Annotated in this window: 19 protein-coding genes; 12 read left to right on the top strand and 7 right to left on the bottom strand. The window is 68.9% G+C overall.

Annotated features, from left to right (window positions below; all coding sequences use genetic code 11):
- Positions 1-108: 108 nt before the first annotated feature.
- The 5 genes from ABGB08_RS09010 to ABGB08_RS08990 all read right to left on the bottom strand — a co-directional run bounded on the left by ABGB08_RS09010 (position 109) and on the right by ABGB08_RS08990 (position 4,069).
- On the bottom strand, positions 109-1,299 hold the full coding sequence (locus tag ABGB08_RS09010; RefSeq protein WP_347588304.1) for an ABC transporter permease: 1,191 nt from the start codon (positions 1,297-1,299) through the stop codon (positions 109-111).
- Positions 1,292-2,089 carry an ABC transporter ATP-binding protein gene (locus ABGB08_RS09005; RefSeq protein WP_347588302.1) on the bottom strand — a complete coding sequence of 266 codons (798 nt, stop codon included), beginning with the start codon at positions 2,087-2,089 and terminating at the stop codon, positions 1,292-1,294. Before ABGB08_RS09005 ends, ABGB08_RS09010 begins: the two co-directional genes overlap by 8 nt.
- Positions 2,086-3,120, bottom strand: a complete 1,035-nt coding sequence (locus ABGB08_RS09000) for a peptidoglycan-binding protein (RefSeq protein WP_347588300.1) — start codon at positions 3,118-3,120, stop codon at positions 2,086-2,088. Before ABGB08_RS09000 ends, ABGB08_RS09005 begins: the two co-directional genes overlap by 4 nt.
- Entirely contained in the window at positions 3,117-3,656 is a 540-nt protein-coding gene (locus tag ABGB08_RS08995; protein WP_347588297.1) for a hypothetical protein, read from the bottom strand. The genes ABGB08_RS09000 and ABGB08_RS08995 overlap by 4 nt, the downstream gene beginning before the upstream one ends.
- Positions 3,657-3,775: 119 nt before the next feature.
- Positions 3,776-4,069, bottom strand: coding sequence for a hypothetical protein (locus ABGB08_RS08990; RefSeq protein WP_347588295.1), 294 nt, complete (start codon positions 4,067-4,069; stop codon positions 3,776-3,778).
- A 180-nt stretch (positions 4,070-4,249) separates the two neighbouring features.
- Between ABGB08_RS08990 and ABGB08_RS08985 the strand changes: the two genes are divergently transcribed.
- Positions 4,250-4,777, top strand: a complete 528-nt coding sequence (locus ABGB08_RS08985) for an RNA polymerase sigma factor (RefSeq protein WP_347588293.1) — start codon at positions 4,250-4,252, stop codon at positions 4,775-4,777.
- Positions 4,777-5,865 (top strand): hypothetical protein, encoded by a 1,089-nt coding sequence (locus ABGB08_RS08980; RefSeq protein WP_347588291.1) that lies wholly within the window; start codon positions 4,777-4,779, stop codon positions 5,863-5,865. Before ABGB08_RS08985 ends, ABGB08_RS08980 begins: the two co-directional genes overlap by 1 nt.
- A gap of 52 nt (positions 5,866-5,917) precedes the next feature.
- Here ABGB08_RS08980 and aceE read toward each other — a convergent pair whose 3' ends face one another.
- On the bottom strand, positions 5,918-8,665 hold the full coding sequence (gene aceE, locus ABGB08_RS08975) for a pyruvate dehydrogenase (acetyl-transferring), homodimeric type (protein ID WP_347588289.1): 2,748 nt from the start codon (positions 8,663-8,665) through the stop codon (positions 5,918-5,920).
- Between the two features lie 425 nt (positions 8,666-9,090).
- Between aceE and ABGB08_RS08970 the strand changes: the two genes are divergently transcribed.
- The 5 genes from ABGB08_RS08970 (at position 9,091) to ABGB08_RS08950 (ending at position 11,917) form a co-directional block, all read left to right on the top strand.
- Positions 9,091-9,501: a YjbQ family protein gene (locus ABGB08_RS08970; RefSeq protein WP_347588287.1), complete on the top strand. Its 411-nt coding sequence runs from the start codon at positions 9,091-9,093 to the stop codon at positions 9,499-9,501.
- A 121-nt stretch (positions 9,502-9,622) separates the two neighbouring features.
- Positions 9,623-10,048, top strand: a complete 426-nt coding sequence (locus ABGB08_RS08965; RefSeq protein ID WP_218041766.1) for a DUF3052 domain-containing protein — start codon at positions 9,623-9,625, stop codon at positions 10,046-10,048.
- Positions 10,049-10,099: 51 nt separating this feature from the next.
- On the top strand, positions 10,100-10,552 hold the full coding sequence (locus ABGB08_RS08960; protein WP_347588282.1) for a peroxiredoxin: 453 nt from the start codon (positions 10,100-10,102) through the stop codon (positions 10,550-10,552).
- 108 nt (positions 10,553-10,660) lie between these two features.
- Positions 10,661-10,966 (top strand): hypothetical protein, encoded by a 306-nt coding sequence (locus ABGB08_RS08955; protein WP_347588280.1) that lies wholly within the window; start codon positions 10,661-10,663, stop codon positions 10,964-10,966.
- A gap of 18 nt (positions 10,967-10,984) precedes the next feature.
- A complete protein-coding gene (locus ABGB08_RS08950; RefSeq protein ID WP_347588278.1) occupies positions 10,985-11,917 on the top strand; it encodes an ROK family protein in 933 nt (310 codons plus the stop codon).
- Here ABGB08_RS08950 and ABGB08_RS08945 read toward each other — a convergent pair.
- The gene (locus tag ABGB08_RS08945) at positions 11,900-13,345 is read right to left on the bottom strand and encodes an amidohydrolase family protein (protein ID WP_347588274.1); all 1,446 of its coding nucleotides are present in this window, start codon (positions 13,343-13,345) and stop codon (positions 11,900-11,902) included. The two genes, ABGB08_RS08950 and ABGB08_RS08945, sit on opposite strands and share 18 nt — an antisense overlap.
- A 108-nt stretch (positions 13,346-13,453) precedes the next feature.
- On the opposite strand from ABGB08_RS08945, the gene ABGB08_RS08940 reads away from it, so the two are divergent.
- The 5 genes from ABGB08_RS08940 to ABGB08_RS08920 all read left to right on the top strand — a co-directional run bounded on the left by ABGB08_RS08940 (position 13,454) and on the right by ABGB08_RS08920 (position 17,760).
- Positions 13,454-14,263, top strand: coding sequence for an IclR family transcriptional regulator C-terminal domain-containing protein (locus tag ABGB08_RS08940; RefSeq protein ID WP_347588271.1), 810 nt, complete (start codon positions 13,454-13,456; stop codon positions 14,261-14,263).
- Between the two features lie 77 nt (positions 14,264-14,340).
- The gene (locus tag ABGB08_RS08935) at positions 14,341-15,480 is read left to right on the top strand and encodes a CoA transferase (RefSeq protein ID WP_347588269.1); all 1,140 of its coding nucleotides are present in this window, start codon (positions 14,341-14,343) and stop codon (positions 15,478-15,480) included.
- The gene (locus ABGB08_RS08930) at positions 15,477-16,265 is read left to right on the top strand and encodes a citryl-CoA lyase (protein WP_347588267.1); all 789 of its coding nucleotides are present in this window, start codon (positions 15,477-15,479) and stop codon (positions 16,263-16,265) included. Before ABGB08_RS08935 ends, ABGB08_RS08930 begins: the two co-directional genes overlap by 4 nt.
- A 272-nt stretch (positions 16,266-16,537) precedes the next feature.
- A complete protein-coding gene (locus ABGB08_RS08925; protein WP_347588265.1) occupies positions 16,538-17,401 on the top strand; it encodes an extradiol ring-cleavage dioxygenase in 864 nt (287 codons plus the stop codon).
- On the top strand, positions 17,398-17,760 hold the full coding sequence (locus ABGB08_RS08920) for a hypothetical protein (RefSeq protein ID WP_347588263.1): 363 nt from the start codon (positions 17,398-17,400) through the stop codon (positions 17,758-17,760). The genes ABGB08_RS08925 and ABGB08_RS08920 overlap by 4 nt, the downstream gene beginning before the upstream one ends.
- Positions 17,761-18,022 lie beyond the last annotated feature (262 nt).

The following is an 18,022-nucleotide window of genomic DNA, read 5'->3' as shown; positions in this document are numbered from 1 at the left end:
AACGACAGCCACGGCAGGGTGTCCCACCCAGTCCGTTGTTTCTCCTCGGGCTTCGCCCGCCTCGTCAACGCCGTGGCACTTGTTGCCCAACCGGGCAGGCCGTTGGCGCTAGGCCGTGCTCAGGGCGAGGGTGGGGGACATGCGGGCTGCTCGCATCGCCGGGTAGATTCCGGCCACCGTGCCGACCAGCAGGGTCGCGGCCAGACCGCCGCCGAGGGCCCACAGGGGGACCACGGCGGGCAGGTCGCGCCATGCCGCGTAGCCGACCGTCACCAGCGTGCCGAGCAGCGCTCCGGCCACTCCGCCGAGGACGGACAGTAAGAGCGACTCGGTCAGGAACTGGCCGCGCACCTGGCCTTTCGTCGCGCCGAGGGAGCGGCGCAGGCCGATCTCTCGGCGTCGTTCCAGCACTGAGATGACCATGGTGTTGGCCACCCCGACGCCGCCGACCAGCAGGGCCACCGCGCCGATGCCGAGCAGCAGGTTGGTGAACGCGCTGTCCGCCGCCGCCCGTGCGGACAGCGCGTCGGACGGCCTGCTGACCTCGACCTCCTCCGGATGTTCCGGGTTGGCCGTGCGCGGCAGCACCTCCCGTACGTCGGTGACGGCCGCCTCCTCGGAGCGGGTGTAGATCGTGGTCGGGTAGCCCTCGTACTGGAGGTAGGTTCCCGCGGCCGGGTAGCCGATCAGGGCCGACCTGTCGACCTCCGGGGCCAGCGGCGTGCTGTCCAGGACGCCGGTCACCGTCCACCACTGGCCTTTGATCCACACCTGGTGGCCGACCCGCAGGCCCAGCCGTTGCGCGGCGACCGAGCCGAGGACCACGGCGCGCTGGGCGGCCGTCGCCTCGTTGAGCCAGGCGCCGTGCCGTACCGCGGTCTGGAGGGAGTCGAGCAGATCCAGGGAGGCGGCGCGGACGGTGAGGCCGCTGGTCTGGGTGGCCGGGATGCGGTCGCTGCGGAACACCGGCTCGCCGGTGTCGCCGGTCGAACCCGCCGTCAGGATGGGGCCGATCCTGCGGACCATGGCCAGCGATTCGGCCGGCAGGTTGGCCGTTTCGCCGAACAGGGTCTGGCCGGGGGTCACCCGCAGCAGGTTGGTGCCGAGCTCGTCGAGTTCGGCCAGGAGGCGGGCCTTGCTGGAGGAGGAGATGCCGACCACGGCCACCATGGTGGCGATGCCGATCGCGATCCCCAGCGCCGACAGGATCACCCGGGCCGGGCGGGCGCGCAGCCCTGAGGCGCCCACCCGGACCTGGTCGCCCCAGGCCAGCCGCCCCGGTCGCAGCCGCTCAGCCATGCGCGCCCACCGCCTCGACGATCTGCCCGTCCCGCAGGCGGATCCGCCGCGGCGCGGCGGCGGCCACGTCGTTGTCGTGGGTGATGATCGCGACCGTGGTCCCGGCCGCGTGGAGTTCGCGCAGGATGTCCAGCACGTCCGCGCCGGACGCCGAGTCCAGGTTGCCGGTCGGCTCGTCGGCCAGCAGCAACGACGGCTCGCCGACCACCGCACGGGCCACCGCCACCCGCTGCCGCTCCCCACCGGACAACTGCGCCGGCCGATGATCGAGCCGGTGCCCGAGCCCGACCCGCTTCAGCGCCTCGGCCGCCCGTTCCCGCCGCTCCCGTCTCGGCACCCCGCTGTACAGCAGGCCGTCGGCCACGTTGTCGAGCGCGGGAAACCCGTCGGCCAGGTGGAACGACTGGAACACGAACCCGATATGCCGGGAACGCAACGCGGACAGCTCACGATCCGACAACTCGGCCACGTCGTACCCAGCGATCCGGACCGTCCCCGACGAAGGGCGATCGAGCGTGCCGATCAGATGCAGCATGGTGGACTTCCCGGACCCCGAAGGCCCCACGATCGCCACCAGTTCTCCGCTATCGACCCGCAAATCGACGCCACGCAACGCCTGCACACCGCCCGGATAGGTCTTGGTGGCACCGCTCAACTCGATAACGGCAACAGCCTCCTCGACCCCCTCCTGGCTTGGCCGCGCCTGTGTGTGGGCTGAGGAGCGCCGGAGAGCCGAGGGAAGGCGCAGGCTGAAGGCGGTCAAGTCCGCCGTGCCGATGTCACTGGTCATGTCGCGGGGACCTCGACTTTCATGCCCTCGGTCAGGCCTTCGCCGGTGATCTCGACCTGGCCGGAGGCGAACAGGCCGGTTTCGACGGCGACGATTCCGGTGCCGACGACCTGGATGCCGTAGCCGCCTTCGCGGAGGGCGAGGAGGGCTTCGACGGGGACCGAGAGGACGTTTTCGCGGCGTTCGCTCTGGAGGTCGACGGTGACGGGGGCCTGGTCGAGGCGGCCGAGTTTGCCCTCGGCGGTGACCTCGACGTCGATGGTGGCCTCGCCGCCCTCCTGGGCGGGGGGTTCGGCCACCGTGCCGATCGCGGTGATCGTGCCTTTCGCGGTGCCGCCGGACGGGGTCTCCAGGGTCACCTTGGCGCCGAGCCGGGCCAGCTGCTGGTCGGAGGCCGCCAGGTCGATGTGCACGACCCGCTTGGTGCTGGTCGTGGTCACCACCGACTGCCCGGCCCGGTCGCCCTTCTCGGCGGTGACGTCGGCGATCCTGACCGCCCCCGAGGCGATGATGATCTGGCTCGCGTCCACGCTGCCCGTCTCGGGCAGGTTGCGGTCGTCCTGCCATTCCCGTACGGCCCGGGCGGTCACCCACGAGAAATACTCGTCGACCGTCCCCGTCTCGTACCCGAGCGCCTCCAGGTTACGTTCGAGCTGCTCGACGTCCTTGCCCTCGGAACCTGAGGACAAAGTGCGATACATCGGGATCGATCCGTACAGCAACGAGACCGGCCGTCCGTCCACCGAATACAGCCAGCCGCCACGGCGGACCAGCGTGCCTTCCGCCCTGATCCTGGTCACGGTGCCAGTGGCCTGGTTGGGCAGCACGCGGCGGCCGGCGTAGCCGAGCGTGCCGTCCACGGTCTTGCTGTCGACCAGGTCGGAGCGGGTGATCTCGGCGGTCGCGGTCGGCGCCGCGCTCGCCGACTCCGACGGTGTCCCGGCCTCGCCGGTGAGGGAGAAGGTCGCCACCCCGCCGCCCGCCAGCGCGAGCACGGCGACGGCTCCGGCGAGCAGCCCGCCTCGTTTCATTTCCCGCCGCCAGAACCGCCGAGCATCTTGCCGCCGCCCGGCATGAGGTCTTGGCAAGCCTCCGAGGCCTTCTTGAAGACGGGCGAATCCGGGTCCATGCCAGGACCGCCCATCCGCACCCGGCCGCCGTCCACCTGCGGGTCCGGCATGTCGACGCCGTTGTCGCGCATGCACTGCGCGAATTTCAGCATCTCATCCTGCAGCTTGCCGTCGTCGACGTTCTTTCCGTCGACGATCGGCCGGTACTGCTCGCACGCCTTGAGCGCCTTTTCCGTGACCGCCTCCTGGCCCTTCTTCTGCCGGATCATCACCTGGTTGCCGCCCGGCTCCGGGTCCGGCATGTCGACGCCGTTCTCCCGCATGCACTGGGCGAACTTGAGCGGGTCGCCGCTGCTGGTGGGGGACGGCGCGGCCGTCGCGGCGGCGGAAGCCGTGGCCGCGGAGGCGATCCCGGTGTCGGGGGCCTGGTTCCCGCAGGAGGCCAGGAAGAGCGGGATCGCGACGAGCGCGGCGATTCTGAGTCCTTTTTCTGCCATGGGGACAGGTATAGAAGAACGCCGTTAAACATGCCTTAAGCGAATTTGCTTATGCGTTTCTTACAGAAGAATGCGAAAGGCCCGCCGCGAGGAAGTACGGCGGGCTTTTCGTGCTTTATTCAGGCCCCCGGGGGCCGCTGCCCGAGCTGGCGGCGCAGCTCCGCGAGCTCCCGCTCCAGATCGGCGACCTGCGCCTGCTGGTAAGGGCCAGGCCGGACATACTGCGTCGTATCGCTCACGGGCGCGGACGGCAACGCATAAGGCTGCTGCTGCGCCTGGTAGTACTGCGGCTGGTGACCGTACGGCACAGGGGCCTGCGGCCGCTTGCGGCGCTTGACCAGCACCATGAGCAGGACCAGGCCGATCACGACGGCGAGCAGCACGCCCCCGCCGACCAGCACCCAGAACATCACGGGCTGCGGCGACTCGTCCTTGCCGGAGGAGATGGCCTGCTGCGATTCGGTTCACAGGTACATATGGTGATTGAGTGGCCTTGTTCATCACTTGTGACTGACTTGGCAACTCACCCGGAAGGGTGCCGCTCGATCGGGCAACAAGGGGTGACCTGTCCTTCCGGCAAGGGAGACCTTGCGATGATTCCCCCCGCCGTCACGGTGGCCGACCCGCAGCGGTTCGGCACCGTCTTCGACACGCACTACCAGGAAATCCACCGGTATATCGGGCGGCGCCTGGACCTCTCCGTGGCCGAGGACCTCGCCGCCGAAACCTTCCTCATCGCGTTCCGCCAGCGCCACCGCTTCGACCCCGCGCAGGGTTCGGTCCGCCCCTGGCTGTACGGCATCGCCACCAAACTCATCGGCCGCCACCGCCGCTCCGAACTGCGGCGCTACCGCGCCCTGGCGCGCACCGGCCCGCCCCCGGACGACGACGCCCACGACCAGCGCGTGGTCGACCGGATCGCGGCCGCCGCCACCGTCAGCCGCCTCTCCGCCGCCCTGGCCGCCCTGTCGAAGGGCGAGCGCGACGTCATCCTGCTCGTCGCCTACGGAGGCCTCAGCTACGACGAGGTCGCGGCGGCCCTGGGCATCGCGAACGGCACGGTCGCCTCCCGCCTCAACCGGGCCAGGGCCAAGCTGCAGAAGTCACTGGGGGTGACCTGATGAACGAGATCAAGCTCATCGACGCGGTGATGCCGGACGTGCCGCCCGCGGACCCGGCCCGCACGGCCAGGGTCAGGGCGCGCGTGCTCGGCGCGCCCCCGCCGCGGCGGCGGCCGGTTTACCTGATCGCGGCCCTGGCCACCGTCGCTGTCCTGGCGATCTCCATGATCGTGCCGCGCCTGCTCGCGCACCCGGACCCGCCCGGGCCCCCGGACCTGACCCGGACCCTGGACCGGGTGGCGGCGCTGGCGGCGGTGGAGGCCGCGGCGGAGCGGGCCGCCCAGCGCGAACCCACCACCGGCCGGTACTGGCGAGTCGCGCTGGAGGACGTCCGGATCGAACGGGAACAGCACGGCATCCTGATGAAGGAGCTGTATGTCCACACGCGCTGGCAGGACAGCGACATCCTCGACGGACCGCCCGACGGCCGGCAGGCCCAGCAGACTCGCTTCATGGAGTCCGCTCCACTCGATCCCGCCGACCGGAAGGAATGGGAGAACATAGGCGCTCCCCAGTTCTGCCCCTATCTCGACCAGGTGTGCGGGCCGGGGCCGATCAAGAAGGGGGACGTCAAGACCGTTCCCTGGGGGCCGGCCAGCGGGTTCCTGAGCGGTCTCGGCCCTCGCCCGGCCGGCGCGCCGGAACCGCGTGTGACGCGGAGCATGGACCTGCCCGCCGATCCGGAGGCGCTCAGGGCCGAGCTGGTCGTGTACTGGTCCGGGAGAGGGCGGCATGTCCTTCTGGACCTCGACGAATGGCTCTGGGCGACCGGGCTGGACCTGCTTCAGAGGGCGCCGATCACCCCTCAGGTCCAGGGCGGCTTGTACCGCATGCTCGCCGGAGTGCCCGGCGTGCGGATCTCCGGCGCCGGCGGCGTGCTGACGCTGAGCCGGACCTCGCGCAACGACACCCTGGAGGAACGGCTCATCGTGGGGCCGGAGGTCGTCATCGAGAGCTACCTGGTGACACCGATGGACCACCAGCTCACGCGGCGCCTCACGATCGGCTCGGCGGGCTGGACCGACCAGGGCCCGCCCCCGGCTCCCCCCGGCTGTACCTCCCTCAACGACCGCGACTGCTTCAGCTGAGAAACAGCGAGGGCGCCACCCGGCAGCGGGTGGCGCCCTCGTGGGGTCTCGCTCAGACCCCCATCGTCTCGGTGTCGTTGGTCTCCGCCGGAGCGCCGACCTCGGTCACGCCGTTCTTCAGGTGGTAGCGGGAGATCGCGTCCCGCAGCACCTCGGTCTTGATCTCGCCACGCCGGGCCAGCTGGGTCAGCACCGCGAGCGTGATCGACGCCGCGTCCACGTGGAAGTGGCGGCGCAGCGCCGAGCGGGTGTCGGACAGGCCGAACCCGTCGGTGCCGAGCGAGGTCCAGTCGCCGGGGATCCACTGCGCGATCTGGTCCTGCACGGCCCGCATGTAGTCGCTGACGCCCACGAACGGCCCGGGCACGTTGGACAGCTTGCGCGTCACATACGGCACGCGCTGCTCGGCGTCCGGGTTGAGCAGGTTCTGCTCCTCCACCGCGAGCGCCTCACGCCGCAACTCCGACCACGAGGTGGCCGACCAGACCGAGGCCGCCACCCCCCACTCCTCGGCCAGCATGCGCTGCGCCTCCAGCGCCCACGGGCCCGCCACGCCGGAGACCAGGATGTTGGCCTTGGGGCCGTTCCCGGATGCCGGAGCGAACAGGTAGAGGCCCTTCAGCAGGCCGTCCACGTCCACGTTCGCCGGTTCCGCGGGCTGCTGGTAGGGCTCGTTGTAGATCGTCAGGTAGTAGAAGACGTTCTCCTGGCGCTCGCCGTACATCCGGCGCAGGCCGTCCCTGACGATGTGGGCCACCTCGAACCCCCAGGACGGGTCGTAGGAGACCGCGGCCGGGTTGGTGGAGGCGATCAGCGGGGTGTGGCCGTCCTCGTGCTGCAGGCCCTCGCCGTTCAGCGTGGTCCGGCCCGCCGTCGCGCCGAGCAGGAAGCCCCGGCCCATCTGGTCGGCCAGCTGCCACATCTGGTCGGCCGTACGCTGCCAGCCGAACATCGAGTAGAAGATGTAGATCGGGATCATGTGCTCGCCGTGCGTGGCATACGCCGAGCCCACCGCGATCGTGGAGGCCATCGACCCGGCCTCGCTGATGCCCTCGTGCAGGATCTGGCCCTCGGTGGACTCCTTGTACGACAGCAGCAGATCCCGGTCCACCGCCTCGTACGTCTGCCCCGACGGCGAGTAGATCTTGGCGGTCGGGAACATGGCGTCCAGACCGAACGTGCGCGCCTCGTCGGGGATGATCGGGACGAACCGGTGCCCGATCTCCTTGTCCCGCATCAGGTCCTTGAGCAGCCGCACGAACGCCATCGTGGTGGCCACGTTCTGCTTGCCCGAGCCCTTGGCCAGCTGCTTGTACGCCTCGTCGCCCGGAAGCTTGAGGGGCTTGGCCCGGAGGACCCGTTTGGGCAGGAAACCGCCCAGAGCGGCGCGCCGCTCCCTCATGTACGCGATCTCGTCGCTGTCCTCGCCCGGGTGGAAGTAGGGCGGCAGCTCGCCTTCCAGGTCCTTGTCCGGGATCGGCAGGTAGAGCCGGTCGCGGAACTCCTTCAGCTCGGCCTTGGTCATCTTCTTCATCTGGTGCGTCGCGTTGCGCGCCTCGAAGTCCTTGCCCAGGGTCCAGCCCTTGATCGTCTGGGCCAGGATGACCGTCGGCTGGCCGACGTGCTCGCGGGCGGCCTTGAACGCCGCGTAGACCTTGCGGTAGTCGTGGCCGCCGCGCGACAGCTTGCGGATGTCGTCGTCGGTCAGGTGCTCGACCATCTTGCGCAGCCGCGGGTCGCCGCCGAAGAAGTGGTTGCGGATGTATTCGCCGGATTCCACGGAGTAGGTCTGGAACTGCCCGTCCGGCGTGGTGTTCATCTGGTTGACCAGCGCGCCGTCCACGTCGGCCGCGAGCAGCGGATCCCAGTCCCGGCCCCAGACCACCTTGATCACATTCCAGCCGGCGCCCCGGAAGTAGGACTCCAGCTCCTGGATGATCTTCCCGTTGCCGCGCACCGGGCCGTCCAGGCGCTGCAGGTTGCAGTTGATGACGAAGGTGAGGTTGTCCAGCTCCTCGCGGGAGGCCAGGCCGATCGCGCCGAGCGACTCGGGCTCGTCCATCTCACCGTCGCCGAGGAAGCACCAGACGTGGCTGCGCGAGGTGTCCTTGATCTTGCGGTCGTTCAGGTAGCGGTTGAACCGGGCCTGGTAGATCGCCCCGATGGAGCCCAGGCCCATGGATACCGTGGGGAACTCCCAGAAGTCCGGCATCAGCCGCGGGTGCGGATAGGACGGCAGGCCCTTGAAGCCGTGCGACAGCTCCTGCCGGAACGCGTCCAGCTGGGCGTCGGTGAGGCGGCCCTCCAGGAAGGCGCGGGCGTAGATGCCCGGCGCGGCGTGCCCCTGGAAGAACACCTGGTCGCCGGACTCGCCGTGGTCCTTGCCGCGGAAGAAGTGGTTGAAGCCCACCTCGTACAGCGAGGCCGCCGAGGCATAGGTGGCGATGTGGCCGCCCACGTTGGTGCGGGCGTTGGCGCGCGTGACCATCACGGCCGCGTTCCACCGGATGTAGGCCCGGATCCGGCGCTCGACGTATTCGTCGCCGGGGAACCACGGCTCGCGCTCGGGCGGGATCGTGTTGATGTAGTCCGTGCTGCGCAGCCCCGGCACGCCCACCTGGTGTTCCCGGGCGCGTTCCAGCAGCCGGAGCATCAGGTAGCGGGCTCTGGTTCTGCCCTCCGCCTTGATGACGTTGTCGAGCGACTCAAGCCACTCCTGGGTCTCGCTGGGGTCGACATCAGGGACCTGGCTGGGTAGGCCGTCGCTGATGATCGAGAAACGCTGGCGTCCGGAAGCCACTGGGTTCTCGCCTTCCGAGGATGGACTGTTCAGGGATCGACTGTTCAGGGATCGACTTTTGTCGGGTCTAGGTTCGGCTTCCATCCTGGCTCGTCGCCCCGGAAAGTGCATCTCTACTCCCCGGTAAACCAAGATGTCCCTGCTGGCTGACAGGGGGCTGTGGCCTAGACCACCGATGGTAGGACGTTTTTCGCCAACCGTGCACACCGGGGGCCCCGAATTGTGAGCGTGGCTCCCGCAGGCGCGTGATTCTGGCGGTATCTCCTGATCTTCCGGCTCCGCAAAACTTCCTTTACGCAGCCGGTACGGCCTTACCCGCTCACACCCCCACGTACCCATTTATTGCGACTTCTGGCGAAATGTCGGCAATCTCGAAGTGGTGGCGTACTCGTCGTCGCAGCTCAGGGAGGGCATAGGATCCCGATGTGAGGTCTCAGGTAATAGACGTGCGAACCGGCTCACGCGAGCAGGTGCACGACATCACCGGCGAATGCCAGCGGTTCGCGGCGGACTGCGGCGGCGACGGACTGTTGCACGTCTTCGTGCCGCACGCCACGGCGGGGGTCGCGCTGATCGAGCTGGGCGCGGGCAGCGACCGGGATCTGCTGGCCGCCCTCGGCGACCTGCTTCCCGCGGACGACCGCTGGCGACACGCGCACGGATCGAAGGGTCACGGACGGTCACACGTCCTGCCCGCCCTGATCCCGCCGTACGCTTCTATTCCGGTGCTGGCTGGAAGGCTGGCGCTCGGAACCTGGCAGTCCATCGCGGTGGTGGACCTCAATATCGACAACCCGGATCGAAGTGTCCGTTTGTCGTTTTTGTCCAGCAAGTAGGTAACGGTGCGGGTCACTCGCCGTGGCGACCGTTGACGACGATGGGTCACAGCGTGTGGACTGTGCCGAACGATACCCGCTGAGGTTTCCGGCGGGGTCAAGCCAAGCAGGAGGGATGAACGTGAGCGCGACCGCGGGTCAGGCGCAGGGCGAGCGCGGCCTGGCCGAACGACTTGGCCTCAAGCCGGGTCAGGTGGTGCAGGAAGTCGGCTGGGATGAGGACAGCGACGACGCACTGCGCGAGTCCATCGAAGAGCTGACCGGCAACGAGATGGTGGACGAGGACTACGACGATGTCGTCGACGTGGTGCTGCTGTGGTGGCGCGACGACGACGGCGATCTGTTCGACGCCCTCACCGCCGCCATGACCGCCCTCGCGGACGGAGGCCAGATCTGGCTCCTGACGCCCAAGGCGGGCCGGCCCGGCCATGTTGAGCCGAGCGACATCGGCGAGGACGCCACGACAGCCGGGCTCTCCCAGACGAGCAGCATCAGTGCGGCTCAGGACTGGTCGGGCACGCGGCTCGTCTTCAAGGCCCGCCGCTAACGTCGCCTGGTCGTCCCTGCCGTACGGCGCTCGCCGTACGGCAGGTTCTCTATGACTTGTAGGAGGGTGTGGGCGGTGGAGATCGGGGGCATCGCGCCGGACTTCGCGTTGATGGATCAGCACGGCACACCCGTCCGTCTGTCCGGGCTCCGGGGGGAGTCCGTGGTGATCGTCTTCTTTCCCGCCGCGTTCACCGGCGTCTGCCAGGGCGAGCTGCACGAGCTCGCCACCCTGGAGGCCCGGGTGCTGGCGATCTCGGTGGATTCGATGTTCGCGCTGCGCGCCTGGGCGGATCGCGAGGGCTACTCATTTCCGCTGCTCTCGGATTTCTGGCCCCATGGTCAGGTCGCGCGGGCGTACGGTGTCCTGGACGAGGAGAAGGGGCGCGCTCGGCGTGGCACCTTCATCCTTGACGGTGAGGGCGTGCTCCGCTGGCAGATCGAGACCGCGATCGGCCAGCCGCGGGACGTCACCGAGTACCGCAAGGTGCTCACCCAACTGTGACCTCGGCGATCCCCGGCCAGCGAGCCGAGACCGCCGCTAACCCGATACGGCCGTTCCGTTCCGGATATTTCAACCCTTGCCCCGATTTGGCCAATGTGGGAGGCGACCATGCCCTGCTATCGATGCGGGGCCCGGCAGACCGATCCCGTCCGCGGCGCCAGTCCGTGGAAACGCGGCGTGCGCCACGAGGCGCAGGTCCTGGTCTGCCCGGACTGCCAGCGTGCCCAGGACCTGGACCTCGACACCTGCCCCACCTGCGCGTCGACCGCCCTGATCTGCCGCCTCGGCGAGGTCGAATGCCGCTCCTGCGGCCTGGTACGGCTCGCGCAGGCCCCCAGCCCCGGCTCCCCCGACCTGTCGGGCCTGGCCGCCGAGGTCGAAGCCGCGCTCAACCGGGTGCTGGGCCGCAAGTGATGCGGCGATAATGTGCCGGTGAGCTACGTGGTCGCCCTGGATGTGGGCGGAACATCGATGAAGGGCGGCCTCGTCACCTTTTCTGGTGAGGTGACGGTTTTCCCCGGGCGGCCCACGGGCCGTGAGCGGGGTCCTGAGGCGGCCGTCGCCAATATCCGCTCCTATGTGTCCGAACTCGCCGACGCGGGCTCCCGCTCGTTCGGGGGCGCCCCCGCCGGGGTCGGGCTGGCCGTGCCCGGCATCGTGTCCGCCACGGTCGCCCTCTACTCCGCCAACATCGGCTGGCGGGACGTGCCCGTGTCGGCTTTCGTCCCGGCCGGCCTGCCCGCCGCGCTCGGGCATGACGTACGCACCGGTGGCCTGGCCGAGAGCGTCTTCGGGGCCGGTCGGGACGTATCCGATTTCCTCTTCCTGCCACTCGGCACCGGCATCGCGGGTGCGGTGGTCCTGGCCGGGGAGCCGTACGGGGGAGCGAACGGCTGGGGCGGTGAGATCGGCCACACGACGGTCTGGCCCGACGGCGAGAAATGTGCCTGCGGCCAGCACGGCTGCCTCGAAACGTACGCCTCCGCCGGCGCTCTGACCCGCCGCTACGCGGCCCGCACCGGCGACGCCGCCACCGCCAAGGAGATCGTCGAACGCGCCCCTGACGACGCCCGCGCCGCCGAGGTCCTCGGCGACGCCGTCGAGGCGCTGGCGATCTCCCTCGCCTCCTACACCCTCCTGCTGGACCCCTCCATGATCGTCATCGGCGGCGGCCTGGGCGAAGCCGGTCCTGTCCTGCTGGATCCGCTGGCCGAACGGCTGGCGGCTCGCCTGGCCTTCCGCGAGCCGCCGCCGCTCCGCCCGTCCGCCCTCGGCGTGCGCGCGGGCATGCTGGGCGCGGCCATCCTCGGCTGGCGCGCCGCCGGGCAGCCGACCTGGAGCCCCGACCTAAGATCGGTCCTCTGAACCCTTCTGACCACGCCACTCGGTGTACATATACGGATTGTCCATGATCTTGGTCTCGGGAATGTCGGGGTTCATCCCCGTGGCCCAGGAATCGCCGAGTTGCTCCATGAGATAGCCGACCGTCGACTCGACGGCCTGCCGGGCGGCGGGCAGATCCACGCCCACCAGCCGGTGGTCGGCCTTCACCACCCGCCCGTTCACCACGACCGTGTGCACGTCGGCCCGCTGCGCCTGGAACGCCACGTGCCCGTACGGATTGAGGATCGGGAACATCACCGGCGAGTGGTCGTTCTTCAGCAGCACGACATCGGCCTTCTTGCCGGGCTCCAGGCTGCCGATCGAGGCGTCCAGGCCGAGCGCCCGGCTGCCGCCCCTGGTCGCCCAGTCCACGACCTCCTCGGCCCGCAGGTGGCAGTGGGTGATCGTCTCCTGGCGCCCGTGCGCCTCCAGGTGCTCGCGGGAGCGGTCGGCGCCTAACGTGGCGCGCATGGCGGAGAACAGGTCGCCGCTCCACCAGACGCTGGTGTCCATCGAGAGCGAGACCGGGATGCCGTGCTTGCGCAGCTGCCAGGTGGGCGGGTAACCCTGGCCGGCGCTCTGCTCGCTCTCGGTGGAGACCGAGACGGAACCCCCGGTCGCGGCGATCCGGTGGTAGGAGTCCTGGCTGAGCGTCGCCGCGTGCACATACACCGATTCCGGTGTCATGAAGCCGTTCTCGTGCATCAGCCGGATGCCGTCGTCGTTGGTCGCGCCCCACACCCCCGCGTGCGTGGTCACGGGAACGCCCAGCTCGCGGGCGGCCTCGAAGGCGGCGCGCTCGGGGAACGCCGGGTCGCCGGTGACGTCGAAGGCGAGCTGGAAGCCCAGCCGGCCCCGCACCCGCCGGGTGACGAAGTCCCGGAACTCCGGCGACGTGGCCCATTCCCACGGACCTTGCTGGATATTTCCGTACGCCAGGACGAAACGCCCGGGGACGGCTTCGAGGGCGTCGACCGCGGCCTCGGCGTGGTCGATGGTCTGCAGGCCGTGGGACCAGTCCACGGTGGTGGTGACGCCCGCGTCCAGGGCCTCGATGGCGCCGAGCAGGTTGCCGGCGTACACGTCCTGGGGGCGGAATCGTTTGCCCCATTCGAGGTAGTACCAGACGAAGTACTGGGTGAGGGTCCAGTCCGCGCCGTATCCGCGCATCGCGGTCTGCCAGAGGTGGCGGTGCGTGTCGATCATGCCGGGCATCACGATCCCGCCGGACGCGTCCACCTCCACGGTTCCGTCCGGCACCTCCAGGGCGGGCCCGACGGCCTCGATACGCTCCCCGATGATCAGGACGTCGGCGTCCCGCAGAATGGTATGGCTGTCGTCCATCGTCAGGACCAGGCCGTCGCGGAGAACGAGGGGTCGGCCGGGCTGGTGGGCGGCGGTCGCGCTCATGGGCGCCTCCCTGGCGGACTAGTGTCCGTATGGCGGTCAAGGGAACAGTGATGCCACAATGAGAGCAGCCTGTCCCGATGTCAAGACGCAGGAAACGGACGACCGCCCATGCCTCCGCCCACGCCCCGCAAGGGCACCAGCCCGGATTTCATCGAGGCGCTCGCCCGGGGCCTCGACGTGATCAGGGCGTTCCGGCCGCGCCAGCCCGCCATGACCCTGACCGAGGTGGCCACCGCCTCGGGCCTGGCCCGGCCGACGGCCCGGCGCATCCTGCTCACGCTGGAGGAACTGGGTTACGTCCGGGCCGAGCGAGCCGGCTTCTCGCTGACCCCCCGGGTGCTCGAGCTCGGCGTGTCGTACGTGCGCTCGATGGGGCTGTGGGAGATCGCCCGGCCGCATCTGGAAGCCCTGGTGGCGCAGACCAACGAGTCCTGCTCCATCGCCCAGCTGGACGGCTGCGACATCGTCTACGTGGCGCGGGTGGCGGTGCCGAAGATCGTCACCCTGTCGGTGACCATCGGGACCCGGTTCCCGGCGCTGCAGACCTCGCTCGGCAAGGTGTTGCTGGCCGCGCTGCCGCCGGAGCGGGTGGAGGCCGTGCTGGCGGAACCGAGCAGGTCGGGCATCGTGCCGTGCTGGCAGCCGGGCGCCGAGGAGCGCCGCGCGGCGTTGCGTGAGGTCAGGGCGAGCGGGTGGGCGATCACCGACGAGCAGCTCGCGCCCGGGATCCGGTCGGTGGCGGCGCCGCTGCGGGACGGGCACGGCCAGGTCATCGCGGCCGTCAACGTCAACGCGCACGCGGCGGAGACGTCCATGGAGAAGCTGGTCGAGGCGTACCTGCCGGCGTTGCTGCGTACGGCGGGGGCGATCGGGGCCGACTTCGCGCTGTATGAGGCCGTTCCGCAGGCCAGCGCTTGACAACGTGACCGCGGGGGCAAGATGCTCGATGGGGCGGACAATTGTCCGTTCAGCGGACGGAAGGTTATTCTAGGCTCATGGGGACGCCGGGTTCAGGGCCGCTCGCGGGGGTTCTCGTCGCAGACTTCTCGCGGGTGCTGGCAGGGCCGTACGCGACGATGCTGCTGGGGGATCTCGGGGCGGAGGTCGTGAAGGTGGAGAGCCCCGGCGGGGACGACACCAGGAACTGGATGCCTCCGGTTCGCGGGGACGTGTCGACGTATTACCTCGGGATCAACCGGAACAAGCGGTCGGTGGTGCTGGATCTCAAGGATGAATCCGATCTTGTGCTGGCCCGGGAGCTGGCCGCGCGCGCGGATGTGATGATCGAGAATTTCAAGCCGGGTGGGCTTGCGCGGTATGGGCTGGATTATGCGGCGGTGAGTGCGCGGAACCGTGGGGTGGTTTATGCCTCGATCAGTGGGTTCGGGACCGCTGGGGGTGCGGGGCTGCCGGGGTATGACCTGATTGTGCAGGCTGTGTCCGGGTTGATGAGTTTGACGGGGGATCCGGGTGGGCCGCCGTATCGGGCGGGGATTTCGGTTTTCGATGTGATGACCGGATTGCATGCGGTTTCTGGGGTGCTGGCCGCGTTGTATGAGCGGGCTGGGTCAGGGGTTGGGCAGCATGTTGAGGTCAATCTGCTTTCGTCGGCTTTGTCGGGGATGGTGAACCATTCCAGTGCGGTGGTGGCGGGTGGGGTGGTGCCGTACCGGATGGGGAACGCGCATCCGAGTTTGTTCCCCTATGAGCCGCTTCCGGCGAAGGATGGGGAGCTGGTGATCGCGGCGGGGAACGATGGGCAGTTCCGGAAATTGTGTGATGTTCTCGGGGCGCCGGAGTTGGCCGACGATCCGCGGTTCGCGCGGACGGCTGACCGGACGGCGAACCGGGAGGAGTTGCGGCCGTTGCTCGTGGCTCGGCTCGAATCGCGGGATCGGGCGGAGTGGTTCCGCGAGCTGAGCGCGGTGGGGGTTTCGTGCGGGCCGATCAACACGGTGGGGGAGGGCGTGGAGCTCGCCACCGACCTGGGGTTGGAACCGGTGGTCTCGCCGGGTGGGGTGCCGTCTGTGCGCAATCCCATTGGCTTGTCGCGTACGGCGGCTAGTTACCGGTTGCCGCCGCCGGGGTTGGATGAGCACGGTGACGAGATCCGGGCCTGGCTGGGGGAAGCGTGAGCGGAAATTTCAGGACATCGATAGGTACGTCGGATGAGACGAGCATCCGCGTGCTCGGGCAGGATCTCGCTCATGATCTGATGGGCAAGGTCGGCTTCGGGGAACTCGCCTTCTGGCTGGTCGCCGGGCGGCGGCCCACTCCCTCGGAGACGCGGGTTTTCGAGGCGGTCCTGGTCGCGCTGGCCGATCACGGGTTCACGCCGACCGCGATCGCGGCCCGGCTGACCTACCTGAGCGCGCCGGAGTCCGTGCAAGGTGCGCTGGCGGCGGGGTTGCTCGGTGGTGGCTCCCGCTTTCTCGGCGTGACGGAGGACGCGGGGCGGTTCCTCGCCGGGACGCTCGCGGGTAGCACATGGACCGACGACATGCCGGACGCCGAGTGGGACGCGATCGCCCTGGCCGCCGTGAAGGACGCCCGGGCGGAGCGGCGGCTGGTGCCCGGTCTGGGGCATCCCGTACACAAGCAAGAGGATCCGCGAACGCCGGTGCTGTACAAGATCGCGTCCGAGGAGGGGCTGTATGGCCCCCATCTGCGGCTTTTCGCGGCGATCGGCCGCGTCCACCCGCAGGTCCTCGGTCGCACGCTCCCGCTCAACGGAGCCGGAGTCTGCGGCGCGGCCCTGGCCGACCTCGGCCTTCCCATCGACATGCTCCGCGGTTTCGCCCTACTCGCCCGCGCCGCCGGCCTCCTCGGCCACCTCGCCGAGGAACGCCGCGACCCTATCGGCATGGACATTTATCACGCGGTAGACCGAAATACGGCCTATATCCCAGACGAGGCGTAGGGGGTCCTGTGGCGATGGTCGTGTTTGGGTCCATTTACGAAGCCGTCGACCGGCACGCTCCCGCCGAAGCGTGGGAGGTCCTGTCGTGCTCGTGTATATCGGACGAGGCGTAGGGGGTCCTGTGGCGATGGTCGTGTTTGGATCTATTTACGAAGCCGTCGGCCGCCACGTTCCCGCCGAAGCGTGGGAGGTCCCGTCGCGTTCGGGGTGGTCGGGTTGATTTACGAAGTCGTTGACCGGTACATCCTGGATGCAGCGCAGGGAGGTCTTTCATGGCGACAATAGCCGCCGTCATCGCGTCCACCCATCATCCGTTCTATTACCGTGCGAGCACGGCTCCGCCGGAGGAACGGCCGCCTTTCGCCGACGCGTGGGTCGCGAAGATCCTGGTCTTCCGGGAGACCCTGACCCGGGCTCGGCCGGATGTTCTGGTGATGGTGGGTTCCGATCATTTCCACCAGCTGTGGCTGGACAACATGCCGCAGTTCCTCGTCGGTAAGGCGCCTTTCTACGACGCCAACTGGGCCAACGAGGAACGCGAGTTCGGGCTGCCCCGCATGCTGCTGCGCGGTCAGGAGGACCTTTCCGCGCACATCCTGCGCGGGGGACTCGACGAGGGTTTCGACCTGGCCTTCAGCAACGAGCTCCGCATCGACCACAGCATCACCTGCCCGATCATCACGCTCCGCCCGGAAGCCGACCTTCCCATCGTCCCCATCTACACCAACATCTTCGCCCCGCCCCTCCCGCAGCCGAAACGTTTCGTCGCCCTCGGGCGCGCGATCCGCGAACTGGTCGAGTCCTGGCCGAGCGAGCTCCGCGTGGCCATCATCGGAACCGGCCACCTGTCCCTCGAACTCGGCGGCCCTCGCCAGTTCGGCCCGCACGGCCCCGATCCCGAGTTCGACCGCAAAGCCGTCGAATGGATCGCCAACGGAGATATCGAGCGGTCACTGGCCGAAGTCTCCCTCGACAGCCTCTGGACCCCCGGCAACGCGACGCACGGCTTCATGGACTTCATGCTGATGATGGGCGTCGCCGGTGAAGGCGCGAAAGCCGACCATGTCGACTCCCTCGACCTGTTCCACACGATGGAGGCGTACTTCACCTGGTATCCGGAAGGAGTGCCCGCATGAGCAAGTACCTGCTCAACAAGTTCCTATACACGATCGACCGCGACGCTGACCTGGTCGAACGTTACCGGGAAGACCCAGCCGGCACAGTGACCTGGTGGGAATCCGAGCTCGCCAACAGGATCCTCAACTGCCCCGCCGGCGAGTCAAGCACCTGGCTCGCCCTCGAACCGGCCGAACGCGAAGCCCTCTCCACCCACGACCACGTCCGCCTCTTCGAACTCGGCGCCCACCCCTTCCTCACCCTGACCCTCTTCATCGCAATGTTCGAACGCGACAACACCGAACCCCTGGAATACCAAAAAGCTTTCGGCCAACGCCTCACCCGCTTCACCCTCCCTTATCCCGATATATCGACATAGATCCACCCGCACGGCGGGCGGCAGCGCCCGACATTCGAGGGGACAGGCAGGAACTGCGACGGCCGTGAGGACCGGGGGTCATGAGGGTTAGGAGCCCGTGCTTGGTTTGGCGATCGGCGTACATCGACAAGGGCTTGGAAGGCCGTGGCAGACGGCGGATGGGAGCCACGAACAGGAGCTGGGAGTCTGTGGCGGGCCGAAGATCGGAGCACACGAACAAGTTTGGGAACCCAGTAGTGCGTCAGGAGATCGAAGCGCACGA

This window comes from Acrocarpospora sp. B8E8 (genome assembly GCF_039871605.1).
In the GTDB taxonomy this organism is placed as follows: Bacteria; Actinomycetota; Actinomycetes; order Streptosporangiales; family Streptosporangiaceae; genus Acrocarpospora; species Acrocarpospora macrocephala.
Note: the sequence above shows the minus strand (reverse complement) of the source record. Positions and strands in the feature narration are given on the sequence as shown.